This window comes from Pseudoalteromonas sp. L23 (genome assembly GCF_021728455.1).
In the GTDB taxonomy this organism is placed as follows: domain Bacteria; phylum Pseudomonadota; class Gammaproteobacteria; order Enterobacterales; family Alteromonadaceae; genus Pseudoalteromonas.
Genome location: NZ_JAKKCW010000001.1, coordinates 610354 through 630216, shown reverse-complemented (window position 1 = coordinate 630216; position 19863 = coordinate 610354). Strand labels below are relative to the sequence as shown.

Genomic DNA, 19863 nt, shown 5'->3' with positions numbered 1-19863 from the left:
GGTATATAAGTCTCAAGAGCTGGCTTTCTCTTTATTATAGGTCTAGAGTCGTTTGCCTTACTCAAAGATAAAAGTCGTTAAATACCGTAAAACATAGCTAGTCGAGTGTTTTTCCATCGAAAAAGCGGTATTTTAACCGCTTTGTCTGAAAACTGTGCAAACGATAAATGTATTTAAAAAAAGGGTTGACTTAGAACCGCAAAACCCGTTTAATACGCCGCACGCCCAGATAGCTCAGTCGGTAGAGCAGAGGATTGAAAATCCTCGTGTCGGTGGTTCGATTCCGCCTCTGGGCACCAAATTAAAATCATTGCATTAGCAATGTGGTGCATGCAGAAACTGCATGGTACACGAATTAGTGTGCCGACTTAGCTCAGTTGGTAGAGCAACTGACTTGTAATCAGTAGGTCATCCGTTCGACTCGGATAGTCGGCACCATTTAATTTAGGCGTCAGCCTGTATTTTCTAGAACGCTCAGTTGATTGAGTTTTTAGGATTAAGATACTAAAAAAGATTTGCCCAGATAGCTCAGTCGGTAGAGCAGAGGATTGAAAATCCTCGTGTCGGTGGTTCGATTCCGCCTCTGGGCACCAATAATTTAGTGTGCCGACTTAGCTCAGTTGGTAGAGCAACTGACTTGTAATCAGTAGGTCATCCGTTCGACTCGGATAGTCGGCACCACTTTATTTAGGCGAAAGCCTGTATTTTTAGATAGCTTAGGTATTAAGTTATTTAGATACTAAAAAAGATTTGCCCAGATAGCTCAGTCGGTAGAGCCGTTTGGAGTTGTATTGAAAATCCTTTTAAGGATTTAGATACTAGAAAAAATTTGCCCAGATAGCTCAGTCGGTAGAGCAGAGGATTGAAAATCCTCGTGTCGGTGGTTCGATTCCGCCTCTGGGCACCATCCTTTAAAAAACCTCGCAATCGCGAGGTTTTTTGCTTTCTGATACTTTATATTTTTTTTGCAAAAAAATAGATTCATCTGGTTACAACTGAGATTTACTTTTCAAAATACAGTGCTTAATATGCAAAAATGAAACTAGTTATCATTTGCATTTTAAAAGGTTTGACGTGAGAGAGAGCAAGGTCTTGCTAATTGAAGACGACTGTACTTTAGGTACCTACTTAGTAGGTTTGTTGCAAAAGTCAGGATATCAAGTTGAGCAGTGCTTTGATGGTGAGTCGGGACTACAAGTCGCTCAGTTGCAGCAGCATGATTTGATCCTTCTGGATAATATGTTGCCAAAATTAGATGGCGTATCCTTGTTGAGAAAGCTGCGATCTACGAGTCAGATCCCTGTTGTAATGGTGTCTGCAAAAGGGGCTGAGGAAGAACGCATTATAGGTTTAGCGCATGGGGCTGATGACTATATTGCTAAACCTTTTAACTCCACTGAGTTGCTCTTGAGAATGGAAAGTATCCTTAGGCGAAGCCAAAATATAATTCAACTCTCTATACCGTCAGAGATTTCCATTGATGGCTTAACACTAAACTCACAGACTCAATCCGTTTATGTCCATGGTGAAATATTAGAGTTCACACCAATCCAGTTCAAGTTGCTTTGGGAGCTTGCTTCACGGCCACATACAATCATAACTAAACCTGACTTATATCTGTCTGTGCTTAATAAAAAACTAGGAGCATATGATAGGAGTTTAGATATGCACTTAAGTCGAGTACGCAGAAAGCTTAATGAAGCAAACTGGCATGGTGAGCGTTTACAAACTGTGCATGGAAAAGGCTACTGTTTTAAATGAAACGAAATATTTTGTGGAAATTGAGCTTAATCTTAGTTGCTGGTTTGGTCGCTTTTTTCTATTTACTGCATGCATTAACACTTAAAACAGAAGAAAGCATGAGTATGATAGCTGTAAGCGATAGAATCCAAATGAAGAATTGGAAGTCTGAAGCTGAAAGACTCTACTTGGCTAACAACCAAGAAGCGCTAGAGACTTGGATAAAAAACCTAATGAAAGAGGAATCTACATGGGTATCAATAGCGAGTTTTGACGCTATTCAGTTAGCCGGAGAGCCAATAGATCAGAATATCGTTGGCAGCTATCACTTTGGTCGAAGCATCGAATGGAAAATACATTTATATTTTGAATCAAATCCAATAATGGAGCTTCCATTCGAGTCTTCTAATGCAAGCTTACTAATAAAGTTACCAGAGCGAATGCGGCCTGGGATCTACTGGAATACGACTAAATTTATGCTTCAGGTACTCATTCCTATGGCAGTGTTGGCCGTATTATCCATCTTTCTTTATCGACATATCATTATTCCATTGCGACAGCTGGATAGTGCAACAAATGCTTTTAGTAAAGGCAATTTTAAAGTAAGACTTGGAAAGTATCTTGGCAAGCGCAATGACGAGTTTTCACATTTAGCCTCAACGTTCGATCAGATGGCATCAAGGATCGGGGAGCTAATTGCAAGTCAACGTCAGCTAATCGCTGATCTGTCACATGAACTTAGAACTCCGCTAACTCGACTAGATATTGCGGTTAGTAACTTTGAAGAGAATGATAGCCGACGACACTTAGAACGTATTGCACGTGAATCTCAACAGATTAGAAAGTTGGTCGAAGATTCACTCACTTTGGCTTGGTTAGATAATGAAAACCCAATGTTACAGAAGGAAAGCGTAGATTTAGTAGACCTTTTGGATGTGTTGATCGATGACGCCAAGTTTGAGTTTCCAGATCGAACGCTGTTATTTGAGTCGCCAAAAAGTGCCGTTGTTGTAAATAGTTGCCATAGAGCACTGTGTCCAGCAATCGAGAATATCATTCGTAATGCCTTACGCTTTACGCCTGAAGGTAAAAAAGTCGAGATAAAACTACAGCGAATAAGCAACGATTATTTAGTTGAAGTGCTTGATCAGGGGCCTGGGATCCCCGAAGAGTTTATTGAGAAAGTATTTGAGCCATTTTTCCGTGTGGACAATGCTCGTCTCGCACAAAGTGATAGTTTTGGTCTTGGTTTAGCACTTGCTAAGCGACACTTGAGAAGTGTTAGAGCGCGCGTGTCAGCACGTAATTTAGCCAGTGGAGGATTGGTTGTACAAGTAATAATTCCGGTTTCGTAAAATGTAACAATTGTAAAAGTGATTGATTGAGAAAGCTAAATGGTAATAATTCTGATTCAGCCTTTTAACTGTTGTTTGAGACATGAATCATGCCATTTTTATCCCAAAAAAGTCATTTCTTTAGAAAAACTACTATAGCGTCAGCCGTTTCTCTTGCTTGCTTTAGCCTTAGCTTTGGCGTACTTGCAGAGCAATCCGATACAGAAAATGAACTAAAAAAAGTCGAAAGAATTACCGTTGTTGGGGCAACAACAAACTCCGAAATTACACCTGCAGTATTAGCTAACTACCAAGCAAATGACCTAGAAGATATTTTCCGCCATACCCCCTCAGTTACTGTTGGTGGATCGCTGGGGATTGCACAAAAAATCTTTGTTCGTGGAGTGGAAGACTCAATGGTGAATGTCACGGTAGATGGTGCTCCGCAAACTAGTACACTATTTCATCACATAGGTCGTGTTGCCATTGAACCTGAGTTATTGAAAAGTGTAGAGGTACAAGCAGGTGCTGGTGAAGCAACAGCAGGAAGCGGTGCAGTTGGTGGCGCAATACGTTTTAAAACGAAAAGTGCGGCGGATCTATTGGATGAAAATGAAAGGTTCGGTGGAACTGCCAAAGTAAGTTATTTTACCAATGACGGGCATAAAGAGAGTCTATCTTTGTATGGTAAGGCAACTGATTCAATCGGCATTTTAGCTTCGTATGTAACAGTTAGCCGCAAAAATACGGAAGATGGTGACGGTAATACGCTTCCAGGAACCGCAGCAGATCAAACATTAGGATTTATTAAGCTGAATGCCAAGCTGACAGAATTTCAAGATATTACAGTTAGCTACGAGCAAAGAAAAGAGGACGGTGAGTTTGGCAAGCAAACAAACTGGGCACCTCTGGAAAGCGACCCACTGTTTGCATCTTGGGGTGAGCGCGAGACTTTAGTGCTTAACCACAACTGGTTTTTAAATTCTCTGGTGAATTTAGAGACAACAGTGTATCAAACAAAATCATCATTCAAGCGTGAGTTATATACCTGGGATGCGTCAATTGAAACGATAGGTTTTGATATTCGCAATACCAGTGATATCGGTACTCACTCTATTACTTATGGAATTGAGCACAAAAACGATAAGGTACATTCGCAGTCCTATGAAGACTTTGGTGGGATTTTTGACGAAGATGGTACTGTGTTAGGAGCTTATGTCCAAGATCATTGGCAAGTTTTTCCTGATCTGCGTTTAAGTTTCGGTCTACGTTTTGATTCCTATGAGTTGGATCATCAAGGTATAGAAGCAAACTGGGTAAAGGTTGATGGTGTTTGGGTTGTTGAGACTGATGCAGCTGGTGCACCAGTTACATCAACCAGTGAGTTCTCAGCCAAAAAACAGGATGGTTTTAGTAAAAATGTTGGATTGCTATACAACCTTGCTGATAACTTGACGTTGTCACTTGGCTATGCGGAAGCGCTGCGAGGCAGACAAATCGCAGATGCGTTCACAGTCGGTGAGCTAACGCCGAATGCAAACTTGGTTCCTGAAGAAGTAGAAAATGTTGAACTCGGTATTCAATATAATGACGGCGCTTGGATGTTTGAAGCATCTGTATACTCTAGCACAATTAATGGTGTTGTCTTCGACAAGTTTAAAGGGCGTGAAGGGGTTTTCTACGAAAATATCGGTGATTTGGGGAGTGAAGGTTTTGAACTAGTTGGTGGTTATCAAGCGGACAATTTTGATGTAATTGTCAGCTTTAACCATAATAACGTTGAATTGGATAATGTGATATTTAATTGGCCAGATCCCACAGACGCGACATCCACAAACCGCATCGAAGTTGACAACATTGACTTGGCTGCCTACGAATACGGTGGTCTAGGTAATGCGGTTGGAGACTCATTGAACGTAGACTTTAACTATCACTTAAACGATCAGATTAAACTTGGCTGGAATTACAAGTATGTGGCGAGCTTAAATAATATTGAAGTATTTCACCGTTCAATTGAGCTAGGTTGGGTTGAAAAGCTTGAGACAATTGACAAACCAAGCTACCAGTTAGTCGATGCTTATGTTAGCTACGAGCCATTCGACTCTTTGAGAGTCGACCTTTCAATACAAAATCTATTAGATGAGTCTTACCGCAGCCATGGTAGTGTTGCCGATTACGGTCATATTCCTGGTTATGAAGGTGTTGTCGGGATCAAAGAAGCAGGTCGCGATATTAGGCTGACAGTTGCCTATCAGTTCTAGTGTTATTGTCAAAAGAGCTAACTTAAAGGGTTAGCTCTTTTCATTTGGTTATTATGCTAATGAAACCTGTATTTAAGCCAACGCCAGCTGCGCATATTACTTGCCGAGTTTTACTTAGCGTGATTGGTGGTTATGTTATCGCTAACTTGAGTGCCATGCTTATTTCGTACTTACCATCAGATAATAAAGTCGATGGTATTGTCGCGGGAATGATGTCCAGTTTTATTATTTACACTTTGATTGTGATCGTTGTGTTTGCTGTTAAAAGCACTACTAGAGCAATATTTTTTATTGCGCTTTTAGTTGTTTTGCTAAGCGTTTTAGTCATGTATCTAGAAAAGGCTATTTGAGAATGAAAGCGAGATTTCGACAGTCTATGAGCTGGCTACATACGTGGACCGGCGTTGTTTTTGCGTGGATGTTGTACTTCATTTTTGTGACTGGCAGTGTCGGATATTTTGAAAACGAAATTGATCGTTGGATGAAACCTGAAATCATGGTTTCGAAAGGACTTGAGGATAGCGCAATAACGAATATCGCGACCAGGCAACTCAGCATACATGGTGATAATGCATCTCAGTGGTACATAAGTTTTCCCACATCAAGAGATCCATTTATTGAAATCTCTTGGTTAGAACCTGGTAACACCGAAAGCAAAACACCCAAACAATGGCACGAAAGCAGCCTCGACCCAGTGACGGGAGCGCTTATCCGTAATAGACAAACTAGCGGAGGTGAGGCGCTCTACCGTTTGCATTATAATCTACATTATGTACCGCAACTTGTAGGCTATATATTAACCAGTATTGCTGCAATGCTAATGCTTATAGGGTTAGTTACTGGTCTAATTATTCACAAGAAAATTTTCGTTGAGTTCTTTACGTTTCGAGCTCAAAAAGGGTTGCGTTCTTGGCTAGATATTCACAATATTTTTAGTGTGCTACCACTACCGTTCCACTTGATGATCACCTATAGCGGGTTATTGCTGCTGATGGGGATCACTATGTCTCCAGTTATTGACCTGCGCTATGGAGAAGGTCAGCAAAATCATCGCCAATTTTATGCGCAATCACAGATAGAGCAAAAGTCACAGCAAATAATCGAGATGCTCCCCACAGAGTTAAGCGTTCAATCTGCTTTGGCTGATGCTAAACGTCGCTTCAAATCACATAAAGTTAGTTATGTTGGCGTCATTGAGAGAAATACAGAAAAAGAACACATTGAGATCTGGTTTGAATCGGAAAGTGGAGTCGAATTCGCCTCGTTGCTTGAGTATCGTGCTATTGAAGATAAAGTTATGCTCGAAACCTCCCTCGGAAAAGCAGGGGGAGCTGCAAGTGTTTATGATTTCTTAGAGCATTTACATGAGGGGCTATTTGCTGATATTTACCTTAGATGGATTTACTTTTTATCAGGTTTATTTGGCGCAGCGATGGTTGCTACTGGTCTTATGATATGGTTGAAAAAGCGCAAGGCAGTGACTAGTACTAATAAGATCCTGACGAGTATTATAGAGCGCATAAATATTGCGATGATCATTGGGGTTCCTATAGCGATAGCGTCTTACTTTGCTGGTAATCGGTTATTGCCAATAGACTTTCCAAGCCGAGCAGCTTGGGAAATGCATATACTTTTTATAACGTTAGGCCTATGCACACTCTATTGTGGATTAGCCTCAAAAAAATGGCTTTGGCAGCGAATGTTATGCTGTGCTGCTTTGGTATATGGGCTACTACCTATACTTAACGCACTAACAACGGAGCATAATATATGGCTTAGTTGGATAAATAGTGATTGGCTGATGGTTGGATTTGATTTAACGGTGTTATTTATCTCTATATGCTTTGTAGCAGCTTTTTGGGTTGTACGTTGCCGACAAGAAGGCATCAGTGTTAAGGCGGCCCAATGAAGTTAATTGTTGTTTTGTTTGTGTTACTTTTCTTAGCCTTTGCGTTGTTGAATTTATCCTTGTCACGACATAGGGTGAAGCTCTCTAACAGAGACGGATCATTCGATGTGGGTCAACAACGACAATTTAGGATACTCGGATACTTACTTTTATTCATTACGGTGGCTTTTGCTACAGCGATGTGGGGTGTCTCTTTAGGGCTAGTTTATTGGTTCGCCACAGCAACACTCACATCAATTTTGGTGGTTTTGTTGTGGACTTACAAACCTAAATTTTTCAGTTTTTTAAATAGGTGCTAATGACTTTCTAATGGGTCTTAGTCTAATGCAACTGATTTACTCAATTTCCATGCAGCTGGCGTAAAAGCTGGTGGTGGCAGGCCAGTCACTAAATACAGCAACTACGCCAACTTGTTTTGCCAATATGTCCAACACCCTAAGTATATCGCCATCATGCTTAACTGCGTTTTTTACAGATTGATAATACCAACCGCCGCCGTTCGTTAAAGGGCCTGAGCGCTCTAAAGACCAAGCAACTATCTTTAATCCTGCACGTTTAGCGGCTAGGGCGTACTGCGACGGAATGATATCGCCGTTTTTATCTTCGCTAATTAACATCCAAATTGGTGGGGCGATAATTTTTACCTTATTTTTGGCTAAGTCTTCCATTGACGGTTGCCAAGTACTTGGTTTGTTAATATCAAAATGTTCGCCAGCTTCTCTACCATCAAGAAATACGGCATGGTTTGCAAACTCTGGTGCATGCTTTATCCAGTACTGAATATCTTGGTAAGAAAAGGATTGTGGAAAAACTTGAGATGGGGGGACATTGTGATCAGTATATTCGTCTAACATTTTTTGTGCGAGCTGGTTTTGGCTTAACCCATTAAATGGCATTGGCACTTCTGGTGTTTTTAACTCAGGAGTCATATTTACACCAAGTTGCTTAAATAAAGCAATGCTTTCACTGTGGGTCATTAAGGTTCCAGAACTGGCATAAAGATCTGTACGCCAATTGGGAGTGCCTTTGACAAACTCTGCTACTGTGGTTGCTTGAGTATTCACACCATCCATTTTTCCTTTTAGTTGCTTGAATTCTGCTAAGGTAATGTCTGAGGTGCAGCATTGAGCAGACGCAAGTTTACCAGAGTCTGGATCCGCTGGTGTGAAGGGTTGTCTACACTTGCTAGCAAGCTTAGGTTGTAGCAATATATCGGTTGTCGCATGAAGGTCACATTGTGCATGGCGGCAAACGAGAGTCTTGTCTTTCGTAAAAGTAACATCACATTCGAGCGTGCCAGCTCCCATTTTTGCGGCGGCAATGTATGATTCTTTGGTGTGCTCAGGGTAGAAAAGTGGTGCACCGCGATGTCCAATGGAAAAACGTGTGCGCTTGATTGGTTTATCTAAACAGCTTGCAAGCTTTTCCTTAAGCTCACCATCTGGAAGTTGCGAGACTAAAAATTGAGGCCGTGTACCGACATCAAACTGCTTTGTTGCCTGGCATCCCGTTAGCGTAACCACCAACCATATCATCCATATTATTTGGCGCATACCTGCCTCATTCTAACAAAGCGTAAAAGGCGTAAGTAAATCATGGAATTTTTACAGTCCGATGTCATACCTCAATTTGTTTAACGATATTGCTGACGATAGTTCTCTACCCACAACTTAGTGGCGCCACAAACGGCAACGGGCATCACGATGAGGTTAACAAATGGGATTGAGGTCAGTACAAACACCGCAAAGCCAAAGCCATAAGACAGCCCTTGTTTACTTTTCAAATCATCTTTCATTTGCTTGAAATGAATTTTATGGTTATCAAACGGATAATCATTATATTGCACGCTGTACATCCAACACGTAAACATAATCCATAAAATTTGCCCAACGATAGGCAGCATCCAAAGTAAGATGAAAAAGCCGAGTGCACGTGGAAGGTAGTAGCAGAGTTTGGTCCATTCTCGACCCAACATTCGCGGCACATCTTTTATGGTATCAATTAACTTATCATCATTGATATGTTGGTTGGTCAGGTAAAGTTCTACTTTTTCGGAGAGTAAGCCATTGAAAGGCGCAGCAATAAAGTTGGTTATCACCGTGAAAATCATACTATAACTGAAAAGTATCACTAAGATAGCAATTGGCCACATTAGCCATTCCAGCCAACTGAGCCAATCTGGTAACAATCCGTTGAGATAAGTAAATCCTTGAGTCAGCCAGTCATAAAGAAAAAAGAGTGATGCACCAAATAGCAGTACATTGATTGTTAAAGGAATAAATACAAAACGTTTTAATCCTTTTTGGGTGATTAAAGAAAAACCGGCAATAAAGTACTCGATACCGCGTGATAGTTGCACTGTACACCTCGTGTTGTAATACCAATTAGTCTTAATACTGGCTCAATTTGAAGGAGCAAATCTGACGCTAACTGCGTTAAAAATTTCTCATTTAGAACAACTAAATAGTAAAGTTTTCGCCTGGTTATCGACAAGGTTTTCTCGCCCCAAAATAGCTCACTTAATTAAGCAAATTGGTATGATTTAATTCTTTTGATTTAAGGCACATACCAAAAATGTTGGCGTTAGTATAACGCTAAACAGCGGGCTACAAATAGGAGATTAGTAACAATTCATCTCAGCCCACATAGTGCCTGAGTGTGCGTATGAAAATTAACCTCAGTATATTTAGAAGCTTAGTAAATAGATTAGAAATAATACTTGTAAACGCAAGAAACTGCCCATACACTCAAAGTAAGGCAGTAGAAGTGAGAATACTATGCGGTTAATTCGTTGGATGATTACATTTTGTATGTTGAGTCTGTTGACAGTGTCAACGGCCGATGCTGCTAAATGTGATACCACGCTTTCAATCGCGCCTATCGTTGTTGACCTAGACAATTCGAACTCCAGCCCTGATTTAGATGATTGCGTTGTATCAACAACCCATCGTTTCGTGGTTGCTAGTAGCTTTATCATAGCGCAATCGCAACCCACCTATTCTTATTCAAACTCAGTATGTGAGTCTATTAGAGCACCACCTGTCGCAAATTAATTTAGTTCTTTTCCGTGCTTAATTAATTTTAAAGATAGAGGTGATCTATGAACACTTACACAGTATTGAAAACTCAACCTGTTGCAAATTATGAACTTGCTGAAAATAACTTCCCAGCTTGTAACACTGACAACCTAGAGCAAGCGCCAGCACATTGCCTAATGCACAATCTACATTTGGCACCTATGCAGCATATTGATGAAAACAGTAGCATAGATGAAGCTACGTTAGTGCTGGACAAAACGCACCGCAGAGCAAGCTTTGTCGTTGATAGCAAAGAAAAGCTTGTTGGTATGATCTCTAATGCAAGAATTGGCAGTCGCTACGTGTTGAGTATTGCAGAAAGACGCGGTTGTACAAGACGTGATTTAAACGTCAATGATGTCATGATCCCACTATCAGATCTTCGTCAAATCACCTTAAAACAAACTAGCCAAACTGTGGTTGGCAATGTGCTTAAAACAATGGAAGAAGGTGGCTTCGAGTTTTTACTTGTTATTGATGAAGTGACTCAGCATCCAGTCGGTTATTTTGACCTAATCGATATGATGAAAGCCTGTGGACGTGCAGTAAACTCAATGAAACCAGCAAATAAATTCAGTGATATTGTTGGTACGATTTTGCACCACGCAGAAATTTAAAAGAATCCCTATAGTTAATGTAAATTAAAGTTAGCAAGGCGTCGTAAGGCGCCTTTTTTGTGCCTCAAGTTTGCTCCTATGCAGCAGAGGCTAGGCGCTATTTTTACTTTGCGCCAGCAAACCCGAGTTGTCGCCAAGACTCATAGACAAAAACGGAAACAGCATTAGATAGGTTCATACTGCGACTATCGGGGCGCATTGGAATACGAACTCGCTGAGGCTCAGGCAGTGAAAAAATAATGTCTTCTGGCAAACCTCGAGTTTCAGGGCCAAACAATAGGCAGTCACCTGCTTCATAGGCTACTTCATGATGGTATTTGCTACCTTTTGTCGTGCAAGCAAATACTCGCTTTGGATTTCGTTTGGCTAAGTATGCTTCAAAGTTTGGGTGACGCTCTACTTCGCTAAATTCATGATAATCAAGGCCTGCACGTCTTACCCGTTTATCATCCCATTCAAATCCTAGCGGCTCTATCAGGTGTAGTGAATATCCTGTATTAGCACACAAACGAATAATATTGCCTGTATTAGGCGGGATCTCGGGTTGGTATAAAACGATATCTAACATGATAGGCCTCAATTAAATTTTGCCCGGCAGTATAGCTGATACTTGTCGACATTTATATGTGCTGCGCTTGATAGAGCGAAATCCATTACCCAGTTTTTAAAGTACGACTGTTGATAAAAACTATACAACCGTAATCTGTTTTTCATTTCAAAGCATTACCCTGTAATATAGTAGCATCGCGATGCCGTGGCATTTTGCGAGTGGTTTGACGACTAATCATTTCAGTTAGCCAAACGTCAGATTAAATAATATGAAGAAATGAGGTGCCAGTGGATCGCAGCTATGAGTTTTGGGTTAGGTTTTCAAGTGTCTTTACCATCATAATGGTGGGATTGATGATCGCAGCTAAGTGTTGGGCTTGGCTGTCTTCAGGTAGTGCCGCTATGCTCGGTTCTTTAACTGATTCACTGCTTGATATTAGCGCCTCTTTAATGAATTTCTTTGTACTGAGCTACGCACTGCGTCCTGCGGACGATGATCATCGATTTGGTCATGGAAAGGCAGAAGCATTAGCTGGGCTTGGACAAGCGGCCTTTATCGCGGGCTCTGCGAGTTTATTGGCTTTTCATGGCGTAGAGCGCATTATCAATCCAACCCAAATTCCACATTCGTTGTTTGGTGTGTGGGTGAGTTTATTTGCGATAGTTTGTACTTTGTTGGTGGTTGCGGTGCAGTATCAAGTCGTTAAACGCACGCAGTCCATCGCCATTAAGGCCGACTCGTTACATTATAAGGGCGATATTTTATTAAACCTCGCGGTGCTCCTAGCGGTATTGCTTAACTTTTATGGTGTAGGTTACGCCGATCCGATTTTTGGTATTTTGGTGGCGATGTATTTACTTTATAACAGTTGGGATATTGCCAAGGAAAGTGCTGCGCACTTAATGGATAAAGAGCTGCCAGACGAAGAAAAAGCCCAGATCATACTTATCGCGTCGAGTCATGAGGACGTTTATGGAGTACATGATTTGCGTACCAGGCAAGGTGGCAAAATCAAGTTTATTCAACTGCATCTAGAGCTTGATGACGATATGCCGCTGATGCGAGCGCATCAGGTTGCGGATGAGGTGGTTGCTAGCATTAAAGAAGAGTTTGATTGTGAGATGGACGTGCTTATCCATCAAGACCCAGTTTCTTTAGCACTAAGTAGCTCGTCTGTAAACGCATAAAAATCATCTAACACGGCTTTGCGGGTATTATCTTGCTCGCAAAGTAGTTCATGTTTCCCGATAAACTCTGTAACTGTCACATTATCCCTGTGCGCGGCAAATTGACTTTGCGCCTGATTATCAACAATGCTGTCTTCACTGGCTGTCGCGATACGGATTGGTAGATCTAGCTTAATATCTTGAAACGAGCGGCATTTATGTAGAGCCGTGTATAACCAAGCAAAGCTAACACCACCGAGTTGTAGCTCGGGAAATTGATCGTACAAACCTCTAAATAGCGCATATCTAATTGGACAATCAGTAAGGTCATTATCTTGAAAAGGTTTGTTGTGGTAGTGCACCTGTCCCAATGCATAATGCTTACCTAGTCCAAATAAACAAGCTGCGCCCGCCAGTCCCTCGGCAAACCAAGTCGGGTAGGGAGTCGTATTGATCCCAAGCATCGGGGCTGATAAATAGACTCCCTCTATGTTATGAGGCGCAAATAATGTTAAATAATCGCAGGTAATGGCACCGCCCATTGAATGTGCCAATATAAAAAGTGGCAAGGTGTTCTGCTTGGCAACGATTTGATCCATAAAGCAGTGCAGCGTTGCAGCATAATCTTCAAAGCGTCTAACATAGCCGATTTGCTTATCTTTAAGTAATCGCGGCGAGTAGCCTTGTCCTGGATGGTCATAGGTAAATACCGCTATGTTGTTTTGCGCAAACTCCCACAGCAATTCTCTGTATTTATGAGCAGACTCAATACGGCCATTAACCAACACCAGGCTGAACGTTGCCCTTTCTGGAATGTGGTAGGCGTAAAATAGCCTACCATGAGGGGTATCAAAAAAGCCTTTTTGGCAGCCTTGCCAGTGCTCATCAATTTCCGGAAGGTGTGATTCAAGTTGCTGACTTTGGCTATAAAACATGGCTACCTGTGTAATGGAATTCGAATGCTGACTTGCAAACCAACATTATTACTAAATTCGATATGGGCATCATGTACTTTTAACGCGTGCTGCGCAATGGCAAGACCCAGCCCAAACCCGCCCATTTGATTTTTGCTTGGCGTACGTGCGCTCGACACTCTGAAAAATGGAATGCAAAGCTTGTCGAGCATGTCTTCACTTACGCCTTTACCATCATCACTGATAGTGCATAGCAACTGATTACCGTCACTCTCAATATCGACATTAATAAGGCTAGTCGCATACTTAATTGCGTTACGAATAATGTTTTCGAATGCGCGGTTAAGTAGCATTGGGTCGCCATAAAGTGTTGCCTCGGGTAGTGCTGTGACGACAAGGTCCTTCCCTAATTGTTGTGCCTCAAACAGTGCATCTTCCAATATCGGGTCGAGCAGCTCATTGAACTTAATTATCTGCTTATCGATTGGCACTTGATCCGCTTCGAGCTTAGATAAATGCAAAATATCGCTGAGCATATTTTCAACTAACTGAGCTTCACGTTCAATGCGCTCGATATAACTTTGGCTTTGCGCTGTGGCATGGCCTGCAGCGAGGCCTGTGGCCATTTGTAAGCGGGTGAGCGGTGAGCGTAGTTCATGGGATATATCAGCAAGCAAGCGTTTTTGATTGTTAACTAAAGACTCTAATTTATCAGCCATTAAGTTAAAATCATGACCCAGTTGACCGAGCTCGTCTTGGCGCTTGGTATTTATATCGGCTCTGCTCGACAATTCTCCACGGGAAAGTTTTGCAGCGGCTTTTTGTAGCTCTTTAATTGGCGACAATAGATCTCGAGTAAACCAAAAACACAGTAATAAGCTTGCGCCTAGCACGACCGCGATTTTTACCCAAAGCGGTAGGGTTCTTAATTTGATGAGTGCACTTGGGGTATGGTTTTCAAAAATTAAATAAAGACGATAACTTTCACCTTGAAGTGTAAGTTCTAGGGGGCCAAAAGCCTTGTACTCTGGGGTAAAAATAGCGACCGGTTTGGCATCTTCGGTAAAGCTGAGTAAATCTAAATTCAGCGTTTTTATATTGGGATCGGCGGCAACGCTTTTTTCGGCATCGCGGTGGCTCAAGTAGATATTTCGAGCCTTTCTTTTACGCAGTTTGGCGACCTTATTCAACTCAAAGTTGGGGCGCTCGCTTGCGCGTATTAACGCTTGTTCTAATTGTTTTAGATTTTGCAGCATGGGTTTTGAGATGCGGTGAGTTTCTACAACATCAGGTTGTAGCATGCTGATCCCAAGCAACAACAACATAGTGGCAATGATAGTGAGCCAAAACCAGGCAAAAACCTTAACAAGTAAGTACCGCTTCATTCATTACGCCTTTAGAAAAATATAGCCAGCGCCGCGGATCGTTTTGATATAAGTGTGTTCACTTAATGCGGCAATTTTCTTGCGAACGTTAGAGACATGCATATCGATAGAGCGATCATAAGGCACGAGTGGCCGGCCTAATACTTGTCGTGAAATTGTCTGCTTGTCGACCACTTCTCCTGCAGTTCTGACCAGCAAGTGTAGTACCTCGTATTCGGTGCCCGTCAGCGACAGCACCTCGCCATTAACAGTAGCGCTTCTCGAAGCAACATCTAAACGCAGCTGGTGGATAGTAAAGGTATCATCCGGGCTGTGTTGTTTATAATGATCGACGCGACGGGTAATAGCTTTAACGCGTGCGAGTAGTTCGCGGTGGTTAAACGGTTTTGGAATATAATCGTCAGCACCTAGCTCCAAACCAAAGATGCGGTCAAAGTCATCGCCTTTTGCCGTTAGCATAATAACAGGTGTCATCTTCTGGACACGTAACGCCTTTAGTACTTCAAAACCATCCATTTCGGGAAGCATTACGTCTAACAATATCAGGTCGAAATTTTGCTTTAATGCCAGCTGTAGACCTTCTGTTCCTGTGTGGGCCATCGCCACTTCAAAGCCTTCTGCAGTAAAGTATTCTTTTAACAGGCTGCAAAGTTCTTGGTCGTCATCAATAAGTAAAATGGAATGTTTCATTGTCATACTTAGTCCAGCATTGTTGATTGGCGTTGGCCTGAATAGTTCGGCTCTAGCATATTACACCTTACTTCAACGCCTTATGTAAATTGCCTTTGCTTTTTTTTGCAAAGCACTGACAAAACTTTACCTCTGTCTGACGTTCCTTTTCTTTGTGCTTGCTAAATTTGGAAGTGACAAAGCAATGGCGAACAAGGAGCCAATACCATGAAATTACTATCTACTTTAGCATTAGTTACAGCACTTGGTGTATCGACTTTTAGCTTCACTGCAAACGCGGGACCTATGGGCGGGCAGCTTGAGCACTCAGCAAGGTTGCTACTATCTGATAAAGGCCAGAAGTTATTAGAGCTAACAGAAGCGCAGCAAGACCAACTAAAGACGATTTATGCGGATTACAAAACTGCAAAAAAAGCGTTAAAAGAAAGCGGGAAAGAAGCACATTCAACTTATCGTGAAGAAATGAAAGCACTTATGGCAGCCCCAGCCTTTGATAAGGTTCAAGCGCAACTTTTACTGGAAAAAGGCCAAGATAAAAAGCAAGCGTGGGCGCTACTTTCAATGGAAACTCGTCACAAAGTATTCCATGTATTGAATGAAGAGCAGCGCGATAAGCTCCAAGCACTTAAGTCACGTCGTAGCCACAAAGGCCATAAAAAAGCAAATTAAGTCTTTCTAACTTAGTCCTTACCTTCCCAGTAAGGACCTTATTATTTTCAAGCCTTTGTCACCTTCCTATAAAATGAGAGCTTGTATTCCAGATTGATGTAGAGAACTGACCCCTTGGAATCAGTGTATAAAATATTACAACGGTTTGTACTGGTTTAAGTTACATGTTGATAACATGTTTGCGTTGTGATATTTTTCGATTAAGAGTACATCTAGCAAGTCTGCGGACAACTCTTTGAAATAGTGTCGAATTGAAAAATTCTTAATTTACGCGCACAAACTTTCCAATAACTTTTGCTTTCTTCTGAGTAACTAAGGGTATTCTTTGTTGTTGGCTGTTTGTTACTAGGTATCACTGAGGGAGACATGCAGACACCTGAAGAATACGAGGTGACACTTAGGATCCGAGAACTGCTAAAAGAACTCAAAAAGCGTAAAGGCTATACTAAAAAAACCATTAGCCAGAAGCTCGGAATAGGTCTCACCACACTAGACGACTATCTTAACGGAACAAGCTCATTTCGCTTAGGTACCTTAATTAAATTGTCGGAAATTTGTCGGATCCAATTAAGTGATATTTTGGAAGGAGCAGGGCATATTGCTAAAACTTACCAAAATGAAGTGAGAAGTTCAGAGTCAAAGACGGAAGAAGAGCAAGTAGAACAAGGTGACTAGTGATTTTACTGTGCTTGGTTTTTGCTTTTCTAAGCAAGTAGTTATGAGTGAGTAAAGGCCGAAATACTCGGCCTATAGATTTATTCTTTAAAAAAGTTTTCGTTGTTTTTTGCCAGCATCGCTTCTATATCTTCAATCAAACTTTCCGCATCTTGAGGCGTAAGTTCACCACTTTTCATCGGTGTAGAAATCGTATTTGATTCGTCAGACCAATCACCTAAATCAATTAATTGACAGCGTTTTGAGCAGAACGGACGAAATGGACTTTTATCCGACCATTCAACAGCCTGTTGGCAGGTTGGACACTTTACTGTGGTTGTCATAATACACTTACTTTTTACTTCGTGATTGTGTAAGTCTAATCGTATTTTATCGCTTTGTGAACTGAACGCATATCTACTCTGAACAGCTTGCATGCTAGGTGGGGATCCGTGATAGGATGGTAAAGCTAGGTAAAAGGAGAGGATGTATAAAAGGTGGAGAAGTTCGAAGCAACACTAGACAATTGTCATAAAGAGCCAATTCATATTCCAGGTTCAATTCAGCCGCATGGCTATTTATTGCTATTCGACACCAACACATTAACACTACGCTACTTTAGCGAAAATTTTGCCGAACTTGTAGGGCTTGAGCCTAGCGCTTTAGTCAATACTCATGCTGAAACGATTTTTGAGTCTCCTTTTTTTGAGTTGTTAGCCAGTAATGCTAACTCCTCTGAAATCCATCGTTTGAATCCGATGACGGCCACCATAAAAACCAAGGATGCAAAGTGGGTTGAACTTTCTGTAGTTGCAAGTCAAAACGAAGCTGGTCTCATTTTAGAGCTTGAGCAAAACACGGCGCAAGGCGTTGAAATCAATCATTCAATGCAACACCTTATGAAGCACTCACTGTCTAGTATGGTTGATTCTCAATCTTTACAAGCTTCGTTCGAGATGGCTGTGGAAGAAATTAGAGAGTTAACGCAATTTGACAGGGTGATGCTGTATAAATTTGATCACGAGTATAATGGTGAGGTGGTCGCAGAATCGAAGCGTAATGATCTTAATTCCTTTTTAAACCAACATTTTCCTGAGTCTGACATTCCAAAGCAAGCAAGAGCGCTATATTTAAGAAACCCTATTCGTTTGCTTGCTGATGTTGACAGTGAAAATTCACTGCTTTATCCGCAAGATAAGCCAATTGACTTAAGTGCCTGTATTTTACGTAGTGTTTCGCCAATTCACTGCCAATATTTACGCAATATGGGCGTTCAGGCAACCATGTCTATCAGCATTATCGTTGCTGGTAAGCTTTGGGGGCTGATTGCCTGCCACCACTACGAAAAGCACGTAGTGCCATTTAACATCCGTGAAGTCGCTCAGTATATGGGGCTGATGCTATCTTACTTAATTTCTCTTAAAATTTCGTCTTTAGAAGCAATGGCAGAAGCCAAAGCCCTGACATTGAGCTCGTCTGTTACTGAGCGTATGGCAAAAGAGATCTTTTTTGTAGATGGCCTGCGCTATGAATCCGCGGCATTGCAAGAAATGATGAAATCCAGCGGTGTTGCGTGGCGTGTTGAAAGTGATTTGGAGTGCTACGGGCAAACTCCTGCAAAGGCGGATATTGAGAGTATCTACCGCTGGCTTGCGGAGCATCAACTTGGTGATGACTCCATTTTTTATTGTCATAGCTTAGGTGAACTTAACGAAACATTTAAAACATTTGCGAAAACGGCGAGTGGCGTGCTATTGATGCCACTTTCTGCGGATGCTAATCACTTTATTATGTGGTTTAGAAAGGAAGTTATTCAAACCAAAAACTGGGGAGGGAAGCCTGAAAAATCCATTGAGTTTTTGGATGATGGTAGCCACCGTTTAATGCCGCGTAGTTCGTTTAAGTTGTGGGTCGAGAATGTTAAGTGCAAATCTCACCCTTGGACGGAAGCTGAAGTAAGTTGTGCATTGAAATTTCGTAATACGTTGGTTAATTATGTGTTGGCTAAATCAGAGCGATATAAAAAGCTCAATGCAATTCTAGAGCAAAAAGTTACTAAGCGTACCGAAGCGTTGGAAAATGAGATCACTTCGCGTCGTACTGCTGAGCAATTACTGACGATAGCACTTGAAAAAGCACATGAGTCGAATCAAGAGCTGGAGCGTTTTGCCTTTTTAGCATCCCATGATCTACAAGAGCCGCTTAGAAAAATCCAAATGTTCGGTGATCGGATCCAATGCTCTGCAGAGGGACTAAATGAAAGACATGCGTCCTACCTTAAGCGTATGATGGATTCTGCGGAGCGAATGCAAAAGTTGATCAAAGGGCTACTAAGTTTTTCACGGATTGACCGTAAAGGTGAGTCATTTAAATCATTTGATGGCGATAATGCGTTAGCTGAAACCTTACTGGATCTTGAGTTAGTGATTAAAGAGTCAAACGCTCAAGTGGATACCACAGGGCTTGGTGATGTTTTTGGAGACCGTAGGCAGTTGCAACGCGTGCTGCTAAACTTAATCAATAATGGGATTAAATTTAGTGCGCCAGAAAGAACGCCGCGGGTCTCGATTAGCAGCGAACGTAAAGCAAATGAACTGATCGTTGCCGTTAAGGATAACGGGATTGGTTTTGATCCTGAATTTAGTGAGCAGATCTTCAATCTTTTTGAAAGATTACATGGCCGTAGCGCATATGCCGGTACAGGACTTGGACTTGCTATTTGTAAAAAAATCGTCGAAAGACACCATGGTCGCATATGGGTCGAAACGGAAGTAGGGCAAGGCTCTACTTTCTATTTTAGCTTGCCGATTTCAGCGCAAGAGAGTTAACTTAGCTGTAGAACCATTGATGCGGTTCTGATATCAGCATACAAACTCGAGGTTAATGCGAGTTTAAGG

Annotated in this window: 18 protein-coding genes and 5 tRNA genes; 16 read left to right on the top strand and 7 right to left on the bottom strand. The window is 41.6% G+C overall.

The features are described from left to right. The first annotated feature begins 223 nt into the window (after positions 1-223). The 10 genes from L3V43_RS02890 to L3V43_RS02845 all read left to right on the top strand — a co-directional run bounded on the left by L3V43_RS02890 (position 224) and on the right by L3V43_RS02845 (position 7244). Positions 224-299, top strand: a tRNA-Phe gene (locus L3V43_RS02890). Between the two features lie 63 nt (positions 300-362). Then, positions 363-438: transfer RNA gene (locus tag L3V43_RS02885), tRNA-Thr, on the top strand. A gap of 79 nt (positions 439-517) precedes the next feature. Beyond that, a tRNA-Phe gene (locus L3V43_RS02880) sits at positions 518-593 on the top strand. A gap of 12 nt (positions 594-605) precedes the next feature. Then, positions 606-681, top strand: a tRNA-Thr gene (locus L3V43_RS02875). A 150-nt stretch (positions 682-831) separates the two neighbouring features. Then, positions 832-907 (top strand) — tRNA-Phe (locus L3V43_RS02870). 167 nt (positions 908-1074) lie between these two features. Continuing rightward, positions 1075-1761, top strand: coding sequence for a response regulator transcription factor (locus tag L3V43_RS02865; protein WP_237115767.1), 687 nt, complete (start codon positions 1075-1077; stop codon positions 1759-1761). Further along, a complete protein-coding gene (locus L3V43_RS02860; RefSeq protein ID WP_237115768.1) occupies positions 1758-3095 on the top strand; it encodes a histidine kinase sensor domain-containing protein in 1338 nt (445 codons plus the stop codon). Before L3V43_RS02865 ends, L3V43_RS02860 begins: the two co-directional genes overlap by 4 nt. A gap of 89 nt (positions 3096-3184) precedes the next feature. Beyond that, the gene (locus L3V43_RS02855; RefSeq protein WP_237115769.1) at positions 3185-5335 is read left to right on the top strand and encodes a TonB-dependent receptor; all 2151 of its coding nucleotides are present in this window, start codon (positions 3185-3187) and stop codon (positions 5333-5335) included. A gap of 59 nt (positions 5336-5394) precedes the next feature. Next, positions 5395-5685, top strand: a complete 291-nt coding sequence (locus tag L3V43_RS02850; RefSeq protein WP_174169814.1) for a DUF3649 domain-containing protein — start codon at positions 5395-5397, stop codon at positions 5683-5685. 2 nt (positions 5686-5687) lie between these two features. Then, on the top strand, positions 5688-7244 hold the full coding sequence (locus L3V43_RS02845) for a PepSY-associated TM helix domain-containing protein (RefSeq protein WP_237115770.1): 1557 nt from the start codon (positions 5688-5690) through the stop codon (positions 7242-7244). A gap of 335 nt (positions 7245-7579) precedes the next feature. On the opposite strand, the gene L3V43_RS02840 is transcribed toward L3V43_RS02845, so the two are convergent. Continuing rightward, positions 7580-8797, bottom strand: a complete 1218-nt coding sequence (locus L3V43_RS02840; RefSeq protein ID WP_102057401.1) for a glycerophosphodiester phosphodiesterase family protein — start codon at positions 8795-8797, stop codon at positions 7580-7582. A gap of 80 nt (positions 8798-8877) precedes the next feature. Next, a complete protein-coding gene (gene cysZ / locus L3V43_RS02835; protein ID WP_010606045.1) occupies positions 8878-9603 on the bottom strand; it encodes a sulfate transporter CysZ in 726 nt (241 codons plus the stop codon). A 418-nt stretch (positions 9604-10021) separates the two neighbouring features. On the opposite strand from cysZ, the gene L3V43_RS02830 reads away from it, so the two are divergent. Beyond that, positions 10022-10297: a hypothetical protein gene (locus L3V43_RS02830; RefSeq protein WP_010606046.1), complete on the top strand. Its 276-nt coding sequence runs from the start codon at positions 10022-10024 to the stop codon at positions 10295-10297. A 47-nt stretch (positions 10298-10344) separates the two neighbouring features. After that, positions 10345-10938 carry a CBS domain-containing protein gene (locus tag L3V43_RS02825; protein WP_010606047.1) on the top strand — a complete coding sequence of 198 codons (594 nt, stop codon included), beginning with the start codon at positions 10345-10347 and terminating at the stop codon, positions 10936-10938. Between the two features lie 103 nt (positions 10939-11041). Here the strand turns inward: L3V43_RS02825 and trmL are convergent, their stop codons facing one another. Then, entirely contained in the window at positions 11042-11506 is a 465-nt protein-coding gene (gene trmL, locus L3V43_RS02820; RefSeq protein ID WP_010606048.1) for a tRNA (uridine(34)/cytosine(34)/5-carboxymethylaminomethyluridine(34)-2'-O)-methyltransferase TrmL, read from the bottom strand. Positions 11507-11829: 323 nt separating this feature from the next. On the opposite strand from trmL, the gene L3V43_RS02815 reads away from it, so the two are divergent. Continuing rightward, positions 11830-12675: a cation diffusion facilitator family transporter gene (locus tag L3V43_RS02815; RefSeq protein WP_174169892.1), complete on the top strand. Its 846-nt coding sequence runs from the start codon at positions 11830-11832 to the stop codon at positions 12673-12675. Here L3V43_RS02815 and L3V43_RS02810 read toward each other — a convergent pair. The 3 genes from L3V43_RS02810 to L3V43_RS02800 are packed head-to-tail and all read right to left on the bottom strand — an operon-like array spanning position 12627 to position 15643. Next, a complete protein-coding gene (locus L3V43_RS02810) occupies positions 12627-13589 on the bottom strand; it encodes an alpha/beta hydrolase (RefSeq protein WP_237115772.1) in 963 nt (320 codons plus the stop codon). The two genes, L3V43_RS02815 and L3V43_RS02810, sit on opposite strands and share 49 nt — an antisense overlap. A 2-nt stretch (positions 13590-13591) precedes the next feature. Next, complete coding sequence (locus L3V43_RS02805; RefSeq protein ID WP_102057399.1) at positions 13592-14953, bottom strand: ATP-binding protein; 1362 nt, start codon at positions 14951-14953, stop codon at positions 13592-13594. Positions 14954-14956: 3 nt separating this feature from the next. Then, a complete protein-coding gene (locus L3V43_RS02800) occupies positions 14957-15643 on the bottom strand; it encodes a response regulator (protein WP_102057398.1) in 687 nt (228 codons plus the stop codon). 207 nt (positions 15644-15850) lie between these two features. Here L3V43_RS02800 and L3V43_RS02795 point away from each other — a divergent pair, with 207 nt between their 5' ends. Further along, positions 15851-16312 (top strand): Spy/CpxP family protein refolding chaperone, encoded by a 462-nt coding sequence (locus L3V43_RS02795; protein WP_102057397.1) that lies wholly within the window; start codon positions 15851-15853, stop codon positions 16310-16312. A 366-nt stretch (positions 16313-16678) separates the two neighbouring features. Then, positions 16679-16987, top strand: a complete 309-nt coding sequence (locus tag L3V43_RS02790) for a helix-turn-helix transcriptional regulator (protein WP_010606054.1) — start codon at positions 16679-16681, stop codon at positions 16985-16987. 80 nt (positions 16988-17067) lie between these two features. On the opposite strand, the gene yacG is transcribed toward L3V43_RS02790, so the two are convergent. Further along, positions 17068-17310 carry a DNA gyrase inhibitor YacG gene (gene yacG / locus L3V43_RS02785; RefSeq protein WP_029215840.1) on the bottom strand — a complete coding sequence of 81 codons (243 nt, stop codon included), beginning with the start codon at positions 17308-17310 and terminating at the stop codon, positions 17068-17070. 153 nt (positions 17311-17463) lie between these two features. Between yacG and L3V43_RS02780 the strand changes: the two genes are divergently transcribed. Further along, positions 17464-19794 carry an ATP-binding protein gene (locus L3V43_RS02780; RefSeq protein WP_206472197.1) on the top strand — a complete coding sequence of 777 codons (2331 nt, stop codon included), beginning with the start codon at positions 17464-17466 and terminating at the stop codon, positions 19792-19794. The last annotated feature ends 69 nt before the right edge of the window (positions 19795-19863 follow it).